Origin of the sequence: Streptomyces griseoflavus (assembly GCF_014649995.1) — a bacterium.
Classification (GTDB): Bacteria; Actinomycetota; Actinomycetes; order Streptomycetales; family Streptomycetaceae; genus Streptomyces; species Streptomyces griseoflavus.
In genome coordinates this window covers 161,502-175,030 of record NZ_BMUC01000006.1, presented here as the reverse complement: position 1 = coordinate 175,030, position 13,529 = coordinate 161,502, and the positions used below count along the sequence as shown (strand labels likewise).

Below are 13,529 nucleotides of genomic sequence, written 5' to 3'. Positions count from 1 at the left end.
CGCCGGTTCACTTCGCGCGCGGCCGCCAGCCGCGCGCGGAGGTGTCGTACTCGTAGTGGGGCAGGCCCCCGATACCGCTGGTGCGGAAGGGGAGTCCGCGGTCGTCGACGCGGACCGTGCCGGTGCGGCCCTGCGAGGACCAGTCCAGCTCCAGGTACCAGCGGCAGTCGCAGCGCGCGGTCCGGGCGGTGACCACCAGCACCTCCGGGTCGCTCGCGGAGACGCTGTAGGGCATCCGCACGGCCGGGATCGGCGTACCGCTGTCGTTCCCGGCGACCGCGCGGGCGATGGGCCGGTCCTTGTCCAGGTCCACGTCGAAGTACCGGGGGGTGAGCGCGCCGCCGCAGCCCTGGTCCATGGCGTAGGCGTTCCCGGAGGCGGGTGCGGCGCGGCCGGTCACCCGCACCCGCAGCGCGGTGAGGACGACGGCCGCCCGGGACGTCCCCTGCACCGACAGCTCCACCCTCGTCTCGCCCCCGTGCACGGCCGCCTGCGTCCCCGCCCAGGTCCGGGCGTCCTGCGGGGCCGGGGGCGGGGGGACCAGCCCGGGGGGCCGGGCGACCACGTAGTCGTGACCGCACCCGTACGCCCACACGTGGGAGTCGGCGGACCAGGTCAGGGGCGGTGATCCGGCGGGCGCCCGCCCCTCGGAAGCCGGCGGGGCGGAGGAAGCGCGCCGGCCGCCGGCGGAGGTGGGGCTTCCCTCCGGTGTCGCGGAGGGGACGGCGGAACCCGGGGACGGGGACGGCGAGGAGGCACGGCTGCCGGGCGGGGCCGCGGGGGCGGTCGCCGTGGGGCCGGCCGGCGCCCCGGGGCTCTCGCGCCCGGCGGCGGTCTCCCGGTCCTCCGGCAGCGCGGACAGACTCCCCACGGTCGCCATCAGCGCGCACACGGCGGCCAGGGCGACGGCCATCCGCTTCCGCCGCCGGTACCAGGGCCGCCGGCCCTCCACCCCGTGCGGCGGGGGGCCGCTCGCGACGTCCCCGCCGGCCGGGGGATCGCCCGGCCGCGGGACGGCGGACTCCGGGCCCGGTTCGGCGGCCCGCCCGGGGCGGTGCGACGGAGGGCCGGCGGCGCCGGGGATGGCCGAATCCGAACGGGCCGGCGCGCCCGGGCCGGGGCGTGAGTCCGGCCGGGGGTGCGAAGTCGGGCGGGGGTGCGGGTCCCGGCTGGGGTGTGAGTCCGGGCCGGGATGCGGGTCCCGGCTGGGGTGCGGGCCCGGGCCGGGGTGTGAGTCCGGGTCGGACGCGTCGTCCGGACCGGGAGGAGAGTCCGGCCCGGAGTGTGCAGCCGGCCCGGACCCCGTGTCCAGGTCGCGGTCCGGGCCCGCCGGTGCTTCGGTGGTCGCCCTCGCGCCCGCCGGGCCGTCCGTGCCCCGGGGGCGCCGGCGGGCGTCCAGCGCGCGGAGCCAGTGGCGGTGGAGGTCCAGGCGTTCCGCGTCCGAGGCGCCGCACAGGGCGGCGAAACGCTCCACGGGGGCGAAGTCCACGGGAACCGCCTCGCCGGCGCAATAGCGGTGCAGCGTCGAGGTGTTCATGTTCAGGCGGCGGGCCAGCGAGCCGTAGCTGCGGTCCGTGCGTTCCTTCAGCCTCCGCAGCAGCGCCGCGAATTCAGCCACGTCGTCCTGTGCCGACACCGACCCCGTCACCCCGCACTCGCTCGGACCCCGGACCGTGCCCCGGGACGGCGTCCCAGGCATCCCCTGTACCTGCACGTCAAAGGGGCTGGGATGGTTCCATGCAGGTGAATCCGGCGACGGTCCTTGCGTCCGGATCCCACGGCGGCCGATGCTCTTGGCACCGCCCCGACGACCGCCGGACGGACCGGTCCGGTCCTTGCGGGGCGCCGCTCCATCCTTCCATCACGCACATCCCACGGGGGACACCCATGCCCATCCGCACCCGGGCCGCCGCACTCGCCGCGCTCACCGTCGCCGCGCTCGCGGCCGGCACCGTACTCACCGCTCCGGCCGGCGCCGCGCCGAAGGCCACCGCGGCGAAGGCCGCCCCGCCCCGGTTCCTCGCCGCCTCCGAGCTGCCCCCGCACCCGTCGTCCGCCTGGACCGCGGGCCCGGTCGGCGACGGCTTCCCGGTGGAGCTCGCGTACTGCCTGGGCGAGGGCGTACCGGCCTACGACTACCGGCACCGCGTCTTCCACACCGATCTGGACACGAGCGCCGTCCAGGTCACCGTCGTCACCGGCTCCGCCGCGAAGGGCAAGGCGCTGGCCGCCCTGCTGAACAAGGAGATCCGCTCCTGCGCCGACCGGATCGAGGCGTCGGACCCGGAGGTCGAGGCCGAGGGCCGTTTCTACGGCACGCTGCCGGTCGAGGAGGGCGCGACGGTGCACGGACTGCACACCGAGGCCTCCTGGGGCGCCACGGACATCCACCTGCTGTCCGTGGGACGGGACGGCAGGACGGTGACCGTCGTCGGCTGGGGGCAGATGGGCGACTTCGACGACGCGCCGGTGGCGGCCTTCAAGAAGACGACGAAGAAGGCGGTGAACAAGCTCCACTGAGCCCGCGCGTCCGCCACGACCACCGCGGAACACGGGGTCGTCCTCTCGCCACGGGGGTCGGGAGGACGGCCCCGCACGCATACGTGGCCACTGCACTTCGGCCAACAACGGTTCGTCGACGGGCGGCATGACTGCCGCGTGGGTGACCGGGCAATGATTTCCGTGAACGCGTTCGATCAGCAGGGGGAATCGACACCGGCACGCGGGCGGGGGCCATGAAGAGTCAGGCTTCGGCGGCTCAGCTGAGGCGCACACTGGGACGGGCGGATCTGCGAGCGGTGCCGGAGTCCCGCAGGGCACTGCGTGAACTGCTCGCGCACTGGGGCACACCGGAACGCTCCGCGGTCGCGGAACTGCTCACCAGCGAGCTCGTCACCAACGCGCTGGTCCACACCGGCGACGGGGCGGTGCTGACCGCCACCGTCGGACCTCGTGGACTGCGGGTCGAGGTACGGGACTTCGTGGCCCGTGATCCCCGCCCGCGCCGGCCGGACGCCCACGAGGGAACCAACGGCCGGGGTCTCGCGCTGGTCGAGTCCCTCGCCGACGAGTGGGGCGTCAGGAAGCACGACGTGGGCAAGTCCGTCTGGTTCGAACTGGAGGCGGACGCCGCCTGAGGGACCGCCGGCACGGGAGCGGGGGTGCGGCCCCGGGCGGGCCGCACCCCCGTCGGTCCGGCGAGCGACGTCAGCCGAACTGCTTCTCCAGGTCCTTGAGTTTGCGCTCCAGGGAGTCCAGGCGCGGCAGCGCCTGCGTGTCGTCCTCGGCGGTGAGGTCGACGGTCACCGGGTCAGCGCCACCGGTGCGTACCGGCTGCAGGGAGGGACGCGCGCGGACGGGCAGGGCCTCCGGCGCCGATATGGCAGGCTCCGCGGAAACCATGTCGGACTCGCGCTCCACGGTCGCCGTCTCCAGCTCCCGCCCACCGCCGCCGCCCCGGCCGGGCAGACCCCGGTGGCCGCGGCTGATCGCCTTCAGCCGGGCCCGCTCCAGCCGCTGCTGGTCCCGCCTGCGCTGCTTCGCCTCGTCCTTGCGGATCTTGTCCTCGCGGACCTCCTCGACCGCCTCGTCGAGGCTGCGCACGCCCTCGAGCAGCATCAGCGACCAGGCGCGGTAGGTCTCCCGGGGGGCGCGCAGCCAGCGCACGATACGGATCTGCGGGAGCGGACGCGGGACCAGGCCCTGCTCGCGCAGCGCGGCCCGCCGGGTCTGCTTCAGCGCGCGGTCGAAGAGGACCGCCGCCGACAGGGACATGCCCGCGAAGAAGTGCGGGGCGCCCGCGTGGCCGATGCCCCGGGGGGCGTGGACCCAGTTGAACCAGGCCGCGGCGAAGGCGAACGTCCATACGAGTATCCGCGAGCCGAGCGCCGCGTCACCGTGACTGGCCTCACGCACGGCGAGCACCGAGCAGAACATCGCCGCGCCGTCCAGACCGAAGGGGACGAGGTACTGCCAGCCGCCGGACAGGCCGAGGTTCTGCTCGCCGAAGCCGACCAGACCGTGGAAGGAGAGTGCCGCGGCGACCGCCGCACAGCAGAACAGCAGGACGTAGGAGACGGTGCCGTAGACGGCTTCCTTGCGCCGGCGGCGCTCCTCGTTGCGCTCCCACGAGTCGTCCGCGCTCGTGTCCTTGACCGAGGAGCGCTTCCCGCGCGCCAGCACCGCCACCGCCGCCAGCATGCCGAGGAGCAGCACGGCGCCCGGAAGCAGCCAGTTCAGCGATATGTCGGTCAGTCTCATCTAGGGGTCCCTTGCATTGGGATAGGGCGTAACGCCCGCCATAGTGGCCCAATCCCAGCGACCCTCAGGGGGTTTCGGGGCAAGAGGCCGCCAAGGGAGTGCGAGGGGGGTGCCCAGGGCGGCGATCTGCTCGAACTGCCGTATGAGGGGCGGGAGTTGAGTGCGAATAACACTACCCGTACGGGTGGTTCCACGGATAGTTCCCGTGACGGGTGAGGGAATCGTGAATCACCCGTGACCTCCGCGGGTGCCTCACGCGGATGATCTTACGGTCCGCCGCGGGGTGCTGTCGTCCGACCCGGCGTCAACTGGCTTGCGCGACCCGTCAGCCGGCCCGCGCGACCACGGCGGTGGCCCGCCCGGCGGTGCCTTCCGTGCCGCAGGTGCGGGGGCAGGTGGCGCAGATGTCGGCGGGGCGCAGCGTGTAGAACATGCAGCAGCTGACCCGGTCCCGGGTGGCGCGCTCCCGCTGCGCCTCCGGACCGGCCGGGCGGCGGAAGGCCGCCGCGCCGACGTACGGCTTGGTCGCTCCCGGCAGGAGCAGCTCCAGCTCGCGCAGTCCCCGCTCCTCCTCGCCGAGCAGCTGGGCGACGTACCAGAGGCTCTCGACGATCTCGTCGGTCGCCATGCCCCACAGGGCGCGGCCGCGCCGGCGCATCCGGGGTCCGAATCCGGTCAGCACGGGCTCCAGGTGCTGGGCGACCGCCGCCCGCACCTCCGCGCGCAGTGCCTCCTCGTCGGGCACCACCCGTGCGCCGGGCAGGGCGGCGGCCGGGTCGCCGGGCAGGCAGGCGAATCCGTCCGGCCGGACGGCCATGCGGCCCACGGCGAGGCCGGGGGCCGTACGGTCGAACGAGACGTGCGTCACGGGGTAGCGGGGCACGCGGCGGTGCAGGAACCACGGGACGGTGATCAGCAGGCAGGCGGGCCACGCGTAGCGGTGCAGGCCGAAGCTGGCGATCACGTCCGGGCGGGCCTGCTGGCCGTAGTCCCGCAGCACCTGGGTGTCGTCCCAGGACAGGAAGGCATCCAGGGCGGTCCCGCCCTCGGCGAGGCCGGACGCGGCGACCCAGCCGCCGCCCCGCGGGGCCCTCTCGTCCGCGCCGAGCTCGGTGACGGCCAGGGCGGGGAAGACCTCCGCCAGGCGGGCGTACGCGTCCGCGACGGCCGAACCGGACACAGGCATGGGGCCACCCTTCACGTCTCGTGGAGCCGGGTAAAAAAGGTAAGCCTCACCTTACCGAAGATCCGCGAGATGTGAACTGGCGTCCGGTGCGCCTATCGTGCTTGACGGCGAGGCGACAACCCGCCGTGATGACCGCACGTACCGACACGTCCGCAGGAGGACCTGGTGAAGCAGGACATGCAGGGCCCCGCGGAAGGGGCGGCGCAGGCGCGGCCCCCGCGGGTGCCTGTCCAGCGGGCGGCACGGGCGGCGCGGGAGACGGTGGAGGCGCGGACGGGCGGCGGGAGTGGCCGAGCGGGTGGCCGTGGTGGGGAGGGCCGTGCCGCGCGCGGTGAGCACACGCACGGTGAGCAGAGGCATGGTGAGTCGGCTCCTCCCCGTCCGCGGGGAGCCGTCGTGCGGCGCTCCTCCGTGCGCGGGCAGGTCCTCGACGCGCTGCGCACGGCGCTGGTGACGGGGGAACTGCGTCCCGGTGAGGTGTACTCGGCGCCGGTGCTGGGCGAGCGGTTCGGTGTCTCCGCGACGCCCGTCCGGGAGGCCATGCAGCAGCTCGCCCTGGAGGGCGCGGTCGAGGTCGTGCCCAACAAGGGATTCCGGGTCGTCGAGCGCGGGGCGCGGGAACTGGCGGAACTCGCCGAGGTGCGGGCGCTGATCGAGATGCCGGTGGTGCTGCGGCTGGCCCGGACGGTGCCGGCGGAGCGGTGGGCCGAACTGCGGCCGCTCGCGGAGGCCACGGTGCGGGCGGCGTCCTCCGGGAGCCGGGCCGCGTACGCGGAGGCCGATCGTGCGTTTCACCGTGCGGTGCTGGGGCTGGCCGGGAACGAGCAGTTGGTGCGGGTCGCGGAGGATCTTCAGCGGCGGGCTCAGTGGTCGATGGTCGGTGGCGGTGGCGCCGGCGCCGGCGGGGGGCGTGGTGGGGCCGGTGGGCGGGGGCGTCCGGGGGAGTTGGTGGCGGACGCGCATGAGCACACGGCGCTGCTGGACGCGTTGATCGCGGGGGATCTGGAGGTGGTGCGGGCGTTGGTGGGGGAGCATTTCGGCGGGGTGGGGTGAGGGGGCGTTTCCCCAGGGTTTTCGCCCCCGCCGCCCCTTCCCAGTCCCGTCCCCGGGGGCTGTGCCCCCGGACCCCCCTTCGGCCCTGAACGGGCCTCGTCCTCAAACGCCGGACGGGCTGGGTGGGGGGCCTCGTTCTCGAACGGCCGACGGGCTGGGTGGGGGGCCTCGTTGTCGAAGGCTCTACGCCGTTGCCGTTCCCGGGGTCGGTGGGGCGAGTTGGGTGGTCAGCCAGGTGGGGACGCCGCCGAGGAGGCGGAAGAGGCGGCGGGCCTCCTCGCGGAGGCGGGAGGCCTCCGGCTCGGTCTCCGTCTCGGCGAGGGAGACCAGGGCGGGGGCCGTGCCGACGAGGTAGCCCAATTCCTCGCGGATGCGGAGGGATTCGGCGAAGCCCTGCCGGGCCTCCGCCAACTCACCGTCGCGCAGGGCGAGTCCGGCGAGGTGGCGCCATGTGGCGGACAGCAGCAGCGGGTCGGCGTGCGCGGTGGCGCCCGCGTGGGCGCGGCGGTAGGCGGCCCGTGCCGCCTGCGGGGAACGGGTGAGGTTCTCCGCGATCAGACCGCGCCGGAAGTCCAGCAACGCCCGCCCCGACGCTCCGGGCGCGATCAGCGCCGCCGCCCGTCCGAGCGCGGCCCGCGCCTCGTCCGCCCGGTCGCGCACCCGGAACAGCGTGGCCGCGTAGGCCAGGCACCCGCGTTCACAGGCGGCCGCCCCGCGCTCGTCGTCGCTGTGCGCCAGCGCCTCGGCCGTACGCAGCGCGTCCTCGGCCTCCTCCCACCCCGCCTCGGTGTAGAGGCACCGTTCGACCAGCAGCGACGCCCGCTGCAGTGCCGTGTCCGGGGTGTCCGGTGCGAGCAGCGCGGCGGCGTCCGCCCAGCAGGCGCGGGAGCGCAGCCGCCACACCGCCGTCTGGAGAGGATCGTCATCGGCGGTCGTTCCGTCACCGGACATGGCGGTATGCGCCACGTTGCCCTCCCCGAGCACGCCATCGAGCTGTTGAGTGGTGGCCGCATCTCAGCACGAACCACACGGCCCGGCCAAGAGGGTGGGTGAAGGATTTCACAAAGTCGCGCGCCGCGTGTCCGAACCGCCCGGACGCGTGGTCATCGGCTCAACTCATGCGCAGGGCAAGGAAGAAGTCCAGCTTGTCCTCCAGCCGGGAGAGGTCACGGCCCGTCAACTGCTCGATTCGGCCGACGCGGTAGCGCAGCGTGTTGACGTGCAGGTGGAGACGGGAGGCGCAGCGGGTCCAGGAGCCGTCGCAGTCGAGGAACGCCTCCAGGGTGGGGATCAGCTCGGCGCGGTGCCGGCGGTCGTACGCGCGCAGGGGGTCCAGGAGCCGGGCGGTGAAGGCGCGGCGCACGTCGTCGGGGACGAAGGGGAGCAGCAGGACGTGCGAGGCGAGTTCCTGGTGGCCGGCCGCGCAGACCCGGCCCGGGCGGGCCGCGGCCACGCGCCGGGCGTGCCGTGCCTCCTCCAGTGCGCCGCGCAGCCCCTCCGCGGAGTGCACGGCGGCGGAGACGCCGAGGGTGAGCCGGCCGTCGCCGTCCAGGCCGGCCGTGAGCGGGTCGCGCACCGATTCCAGCAGTGTCTCGGCGAGGACCCCCGTGCCGGGGTGGTCGTCGTCGCCGGTCACCGCGGGGAGCGGTACCAGCGCGACCGCCTCGTCCCCGGTGTGCGCCACCGCGATGCGGTCGGCGTGCTCGGTCCCCGTCGACGCCGGGTCGACCAGAATCTCCTCCAGCAGTGCCTGCGCCACCGGGCCGCCGTCGCTCCCGCCCTCCTCGGCCTCGCCGCCGTCCCAGTCGACGTGGGCCACCACGACCTGCCAGTGCGGCGCGGTTCCGAGCCCGGGCAGCAGCACCGGCGCGGCCACCCGCAGCCGCGCCGCGATCTCGGCGGGCGCGGCGCCCGCCTGGACCAGTTCCAGCACCTCCTGCGCGAGCCGGCGTCTCACCGTGCGTGCCGCGTCCCGGCGGTCCCGTTCCACGGCGATCAGCTGGGTGACGCCGTGCAGCAGGTCCAGCCGTTCCTCGGCCCAGTCCCCGGCGTCCGCCTCGACGGCCAGCAGCCAGTCGGACAGCATGCTCCCGCGCGTGTCCCGCGCGTCCGCCGCGGAGCGCCCGCTGCCCCGCACGGGGAACACGCTGTACGTCGTCTGCCCCTGCGTCACCCGGTGGGGTCCGAGCCGGCCGGTGCGGGTGGCGGTGAGCTGCTCCGCGGCGAGCCGCGCGCACACCTCGGCGGGCAGCGTCGGCCCGTCCGCCGTCGCCCCGGCGGCCCTCGATCCCGCGATCAGCCGGCCGGTGGGCGACAGCAGCCAGGCCCGCAGGTCCAGGTCGGAGCCGAGCAGGTCGAGCACCACGTCGGGGCCGCCGCCCGCCGGGCCGGACGTCATCATCCTGCGGTGCCGGTCCACGACGGCCGCGAGATCCCCGGCGCGCTCGCCGGAGACCTGCCGCACGACGTGCTCGGTGACGGTCGCGAAGGCCACCGACTCGTGCACCGCGAACAGCGGCAGCCGGTGCCGGGCGCAGGCCGTCACCAGGTCCTCCGGCACGTGGCCCAGTTCGGCCGTGCCGGCCGCGAGCGCGGCCACCCCGGCCTGCACCAGCAGCCGTACGAACGGCTCGGAGTCGGCGGCGTCCCGGCGCCAGGCCAGACCCGTGAGCACCAGCTCCCCGCCGGAGAGGTAGCGGCTGGGGTCCCTCAGGTCGGTGGTCATCACGCCCCGCACACCGCGGTCCAGCTCCTCCTCGCCGCCGAGCAGCTTCAGGCCCAGCGCGTCGGTGTCCAGCAGTGCGCGCAGCCGCATTCTCGTCGCCGCCGTTCTCTGTCTCGATGTCTGTGAAGAACCGTGGGGGGATCTTCCGGTGGGGCCCTCGGCCTGGCTGATCCGGGGTGCCGGCCGGTCCTCGGACCGTGTCCTCTGTTTCGGGAGGAAGGTGCGGAGGTTACGGAAGGCCTCCATTCATATGAATCTACAAGATGCCTGTGCTGGCCAGCCAACTCCTTCATGGTTTCCGTGACTGACCCATGCGGAGCACACGGCGGTGTACTGGGGCCACTCCGCGTGAAGACCGCATGAACGAGCCGGGACCGCCGCACACGGATGGGCTCGATCCGGACATCCACCCGATGAGGAAGAGAGCCGGTCATGGACTTCCTGCGCCCCGCCAGCTGGGAGGAGGCGCTCGCCGCGAAGGCCGAGCACCCCGCCGCCGTGCCGATCGCGGGCGGCACCGACGTGATGGTCGAGATCAACTTCGACCACCGCCGGCCCGAGCACCTGATGGACCTGAACCGCATCGGCGACCTGGAGGAGTGGGAGGTCGGCGAGGACAGCGTACGGCTCGGCGCCTCGGTGCCCTACTCCCGGATCATGGAGCACCTGCGCACCGAGCTGCCGGGGCTCGCCCTCGCCGCGCACACGGTGGCCTCCCCGCAGATCCGCAACCGCGGCGGCGTCGGCGGCAACCTCGGCACCTCCTCCCCGGCCGGGGACGCCCACCCGGCGCTGCTCGCGGCCGGTGCCGAGGTCGAGGCCGAGTCGGTGCGCGGGTCGCGCCGCATTCCGATCGACGCGTTCTACACGGGCGTGAAGCGCAACGCGCTGGCGCCCGACGAACTGATCCGCGCCGTCCACATCGAGAAGGCGGGGGGCCCGCAGCAGTACTCCAAGGTCGGCACCCGCAACGCCATGGTCATCGCCGTGTGCGCCTTCGGCCTCGCCCTCCACCCGGAGACCCGGACGGTACGCACGGGGATCGGCTCCGCCGCCCCCACGCCCGTCCGGGCGCGGACCGCCGAGGAGTTCCTGGAAGCGGCCCTGGAGGAGGGCGGCTTCTGGGACAACGGGAAGATCATCACGCCGTCCCTGGCCGGACGGTTCGCCGACCTGTGCGCCGCCGCCTGCAGCCCGATCGACGACGTGCGCGGCACCGCGGGCTACCGGCGCCACGCGGTGGGGGTCATGGCCCGCCGCACCCTGACCTGGACCTGGGAGTCCTACCGCGGCGCCCGCCGCACCACGGAGGGAGCCGCGTAATGCGCATCGACTTCACCGTCAACGGACGCCCCCAGGAGGCCGACGACGTCTGGGAGGGCGAGTCCCTGCTGTACGTGCTGCGCGAGCGGCTCGGCCTGCCCGGATCCAAGAACGCCTGCGAACAGGGCGAGTGCGGCTCGTGCACCGTGCGGCTCGACGGCGTGCCCGTGTGCGCGTGTCTCGTCGCCGCCGGTCAGGTCCAGGGCCGCGACGTCGTCACCGTGGAGGGCCTGGCGGACTTCGCCCGGCAGCGCTCCGGCGGCTCACCGGAGGTCACGGGCACCGGCTCGCGGACCGGTGAGGGCGGCGCACTGGCCCCGATCCAGCAGGCGTTCCTCGACGCCGGCGCCGTGCAGTGCGGCTTCTGCACCCCCGGGCTGCTGGTCGCCGCCGACGAGATGCTGGAGCGCAACCCCGACCCGACCGACGCGGACATCCGCGAGGCCCTGTCCGGCAACCTGTGCCGCTGCACCGGCTACGAGAAGATCATGGACGCGGTCCGGCTGGCGGCCGCCCGCCAGTCCGAGGAGGGCTGAGCATGCCGACGAACGGTGTTCCCACCAAGATCACCCAGGGCTCGGGCACCAGGGGCGGCATCGGCGAGTCCACCCTCCGCCCGGACGGCATCCTGAAGGTCACCGGCGAGTTCGCGTACTCCTCCGACCTGTGGCACGAGGACATGCTCTGGGGCCAGATCCTGCGCTCCACCGTCGCCCACGCCGAGATCGTGTCCATCGACACGAGCCAGGCACTCGCCGTGCCCGGTGTGTACGCCGTCATGACCTACGACGACCTGCCGACCGGGGTGAGGCACTACGGCCTGGAGATCCAGGACACCCCCGTCCTCGCCCACGGCAAGGTCCGCCACCACGGCGAACCCGTCGCGATCGTCGCCGCCGACCACCCGGAGACCGCCCGCCGCGCCGCCGCCAGGATCCGGGTCGAGTACCGCGAACTGCCCGTCGTCACCGACGAGGCCTCCGCCCTCGCCCCGGACGCGCCCCTGGTCCACGAGCACCGCGACGACCTCCTCCAGTCTCAGCTTCGTTCGACCGGGGGGACCCCCACCGTCGGCCACGTCCCGCACCCCAACGTCGTCCACCGGCAGCCCATCGTGCGCGGCGACGTGACGTCCGCGCGGGAGCGCGCGGACGTGATCGTCGAGGGCGAGTACACCTTCGGCATGCAGGACCAGGCCTTCCTCGGCCCCGAGTCCGGTCTCGCCGTTCCCGAGGAGGACGGTGGCGTCCACCTCTACATCGCCACCCAGTGGCTCCACTCGGACCTGCGCCAGATGGCGCCCGTGCTCGGCCTGCCCGAGGACAAGGTGCGGATGACGCTGGCCGGCGTCGGCGGCGCGTTCGGCGGACGCGAGGACCTGTCCATGCAGATCCACGCCTGTCTGCTCGCCCTGCGCACCGGCAGACCCGTCAAGATCGTCTACAACCGGTTCGAGTCCTTCTTCGGCCATGTCCACCGCCACCCGGCCAAGCTGTCCTACGAGCACGGCGCCACGGCGGACGGCAGGCTCACCCACGTCAAGTGCCGCATCGTCCTCGACGGCGGCGCGTACGCCTCCGCCTCCCCGGCCGTGGTCGGCAACGCTTCCTCCCTCGGCATCGGTCCGTACGTCGTCGACGACGTCGACATCGAGGCCATCGCCCTCTACACCAACAACCCGCCCTGCGGCGCCATGCGCGGCTTCGGCGCGGTCCAGGCGTGCTTCGCCTACGAGGCGCAGATGGACCGGCTGGCGGCCCGGCTCGGCATGGACCCGGTGGAGTTCAGACAGCTCAACGCCATGGAACAGGGCTCGCTCCTGCCCACCGGACAGGCCGTCGACTCACCGGCGCCGGTCGCCGAGCTCCTGCGCCGCGTCAAGGCGATGCCCATGCCGCCGGAGCGCCAGTGGGAGTCCAGCGAGGGCGCCGACGTGCGCCGGCTGCCGGGCGGCCTGTCCAACACCACGCACGGCGAGGGCGTCGTACGCGGTGTCGGCTACGCGGTCGGCATCAAGAACGTCGGCTTCTCCGAGGGCTTCGACGACTACTCCACCGCCCGCGTCCGCATGGAGGTCGTGGGCGGTGAGCCGGTCGCCACCGTGCACACCGCGATGGCGGAGGTCGGCCAGGGCGGCGTCACCGTCCACGCCCAGATCGCGCGCACCGAGCTGGGCGTCGCACGGGTGACGATCCGTCCCGCCGACACCCGGGTGGGGTCGGCCGGTTCGACGTCGGCTTCCCGGCAGACGTACGTCACCGGCGGCGCGGTCCGGCACGCCTGCGAACTGGTCCGTGAGCGGGTGCTGGAACTCGGCCGGCGCAGATTCGGGTCGTACCACCCGGCCTGGGCGAGTGCCGAACTGCTCCTGGAGGGCGGCAAGGTCGTCACCGACGGCGGCGAGGTGCTCGCCGGCCTGGCGGACGTCCTCGGCGAGGAGGCCGTCGAGGTCGAGCGGGAGTGGCGGCACCGGCCGACCGAACCTTTCGACCCGCGCACCGGCCAGGGCAACGGCCACGTCCAGTACTCCTTCGCCGCGCACCGGGCCGTCGTCGAGGTCGACACCGAACTCGGCCTGGTCAAGGTCGTCGAACTGGCCTGCGCGCAGGACGTCGGCAAGGCGCTCAACCCGCTGTCCGTGATCGGCCAGATCCAGGGCGGCACCGCCCAGGGCCTGGGCATGGCGGTCATGGAGGAGATCGTCGTCGACCCGAGAACCGCCAGGGTGCGCAACCCGTCCTTCACCGACTACCTCATCCCCACCATCCTCGACACGCCCACCATCCCCGTCGACATGCTCGAACTCGCCGACGACCACGCCCCGTACGGTGTGCGCGGCGTCGGCGAAGCGCCCACCCTGTCGTCCACGCCGGCGGTCCTGGCAGCCGTCCGCGACGCCACGGGCCTGGCACTGGACAGGACCCCGGTCCGCCCGGAACATCTCACGGGCACGGGGTGAGCCCCCGGCCGTCGCGGGCAGTC

Annotated in this window: 11 protein-coding genes; 6 read left to right on the top strand and 5 right to left on the bottom strand. The window is 74.1% G+C overall.

Going from position 1 to position 13,529, the window contains the following annotated elements; all coding sequences use genetic code 11:
• Positions 1 to 7 precede the first annotated feature (7 nt).
• Positions 8 to 1,699, bottom strand: coding sequence for a helix-turn-helix domain-containing protein (locus tag IE172_RS15235; RefSeq protein ID WP_190097758.1), 1,692 nt, complete (start codon positions 1,697 to 1,699; stop codon positions 8 to 10).
• A gap of 188 nt (positions 1,700 to 1,887) precedes the next feature.
• On the opposite strand from IE172_RS15235, the gene IE172_RS15230 reads away from it, so the two are divergent.
• Both IE172_RS15230 and IE172_RS15225 read left to right on the top strand, forming a co-directional pair.
• On the top strand, positions 1,888 to 2,520 hold the full coding sequence (locus IE172_RS15230; protein WP_190097757.1) for a hypothetical protein: 633 nt from the start codon (positions 1,888 to 1,890) through the stop codon (positions 2,518 to 2,520).
• A gap of 215 nt (positions 2,521 to 2,735) precedes the next feature.
• Positions 2,736 to 3,137, top strand: coding sequence for an ATP-binding protein (locus tag IE172_RS15225; RefSeq protein WP_190097756.1), 402 nt, complete (start codon positions 2,736 to 2,738; stop codon positions 3,135 to 3,137).
• A gap of 70 nt (positions 3,138 to 3,207) precedes the next feature.
• On the opposite strand, the gene IE172_RS15220 is transcribed toward IE172_RS15225, so the two are convergent.
• Positions 3,208 to 4,260: a DUF2637 domain-containing protein gene (locus IE172_RS15220; RefSeq protein ID WP_190097755.1), complete on the bottom strand. Its 1,053-nt coding sequence runs from the start codon at positions 4,258 to 4,260 to the stop codon at positions 3,208 to 3,210.
• Between the two features lie 325 nt (positions 4,261 to 4,585).
• Positions 4,586 to 5,446 (bottom strand): (2Fe-2S)-binding protein, encoded by an 861-nt coding sequence (locus IE172_RS15215; protein WP_190097754.1) that lies wholly within the window; start codon positions 5,444 to 5,446, stop codon positions 4,586 to 4,588.
• 165 nt (positions 5,447 to 5,611) lie between these two features.
• Between IE172_RS15215 and IE172_RS15210 the strand changes: the two genes are divergently transcribed.
• Entirely contained in the window at positions 5,612 to 6,499 is an 888-nt protein-coding gene (locus IE172_RS15210) for a GntR family transcriptional regulator (RefSeq protein WP_438817016.1), read from the top strand.
• A gap of 183 nt (positions 6,500 to 6,682) precedes the next feature.
• Here IE172_RS15210 and IE172_RS15205 read toward each other — a convergent pair whose 3' ends face one another.
• A complete protein-coding gene (locus tag IE172_RS15205) occupies positions 6,683 to 7,450 on the bottom strand; it encodes a hypothetical protein (RefSeq protein ID WP_190097918.1) in 768 nt (255 codons plus the stop codon).
• 160 nt (positions 7,451 to 7,610) lie between these two features.
• Positions 7,611 to 9,314: a PucR family transcriptional regulator gene (locus tag IE172_RS15200; protein WP_190097753.1), complete on the bottom strand. Its 1,704-nt coding sequence runs from the start codon at positions 9,312 to 9,314 to the stop codon at positions 7,611 to 7,613.
• Between the two features lie 342 nt (positions 9,315 to 9,656).
• Between IE172_RS15200 and IE172_RS15195 the strand changes: the two genes are divergently transcribed.
• Genes IE172_RS15195 through IE172_RS15185 form a run of 3 tightly spaced genes read left to right on the top strand, consistent with a single transcriptional unit; the run spans position 9,657 to position 13,506 of the window.
• A complete protein-coding gene (locus IE172_RS15195) occupies positions 9,657 to 10,547 on the top strand; it encodes an FAD binding domain-containing protein (protein ID WP_190097752.1) in 891 nt (296 codons plus the stop codon).
• Positions 10,547 to 11,083, top strand: a complete 537-nt coding sequence (locus IE172_RS15190; protein ID WP_190097751.1) for a (2Fe-2S)-binding protein — start codon at positions 10,547 to 10,549, stop codon at positions 11,081 to 11,083. Before IE172_RS15195 ends, IE172_RS15190 begins: the two co-directional genes overlap by 1 nt.
• Positions 11,084 to 11,085: 2 nt before the next feature.
• Positions 11,086 to 13,506, top strand: a complete 2,421-nt coding sequence (locus IE172_RS15185) for a xanthine dehydrogenase family protein molybdopterin-binding subunit (protein ID WP_190097750.1) — start codon at positions 11,086 to 11,088, stop codon at positions 13,504 to 13,506.
• Positions 13,507 to 13,529: the final 23 nt, after the last annotated feature.

Excerpts from the sequence above, each read along its gene's own strand:
- IE172_RS15235 (WP_190097758.1), bottom strand. The coding sequence starts at position 1,699 with ATGCCTGGGACGCCGTCCCGGGGCACGGTCCGGGGTCCGAGCGAGTGC.
- IE172_RS15230 (WP_190097757.1), top strand. The coding sequence starts at position 1,888 with ATGCCCATCCGCACCCGGGCCGCCGCACTCGCCGCGCTCACCGTCGCC.
- IE172_RS15225 (WP_190097756.1), top strand. The coding sequence starts at position 2,736 with ATGAAGAGTCAGGCTTCGGCGGCTCAGCTGAGGCGCACACTGGGACGG.
- IE172_RS15220 (WP_190097755.1), bottom strand. The coding sequence starts at position 4,260 with ATGAGACTGACCGACATATCGCTGAACTGGCTGCTTCCGGGCGCCGTG.
- IE172_RS15215 (WP_190097754.1), bottom strand. The coding sequence starts at position 5,446 with ATGCCTGTGTCCGGTTCGGCCGTCGCGGACGCGTACGCCCGCCTGGCG.
- IE172_RS15205 (WP_190097918.1), bottom strand. The coding sequence starts at position 7,450 with ATGTCCGGTGACGGAACGACCGCCGATGACGATCCTCTCCAGACGGCG.
- IE172_RS15200 (WP_190097753.1), bottom strand. The coding sequence starts at position 9,314 with ATGCGGCTGCGCGCACTGCTGGACACCGACGCGCTGGGCCTGAAGCTG.
- IE172_RS15195 (WP_190097752.1), top strand. The coding sequence starts at position 9,657 with ATGGACTTCCTGCGCCCCGCCAGCTGGGAGGAGGCGCTCGCCGCGAAG.
- IE172_RS15190 (WP_190097751.1), top strand. The coding sequence starts at position 10,547 with ATGCGCATCGACTTCACCGTCAACGGACGCCCCCAGGAGGCCGACGAC.
- IE172_RS15185 (WP_190097750.1), top strand. The coding sequence starts at position 11,086 with ATGCCGACGAACGGTGTTCCCACCAAGATCACCCAGGGCTCGGGCACC.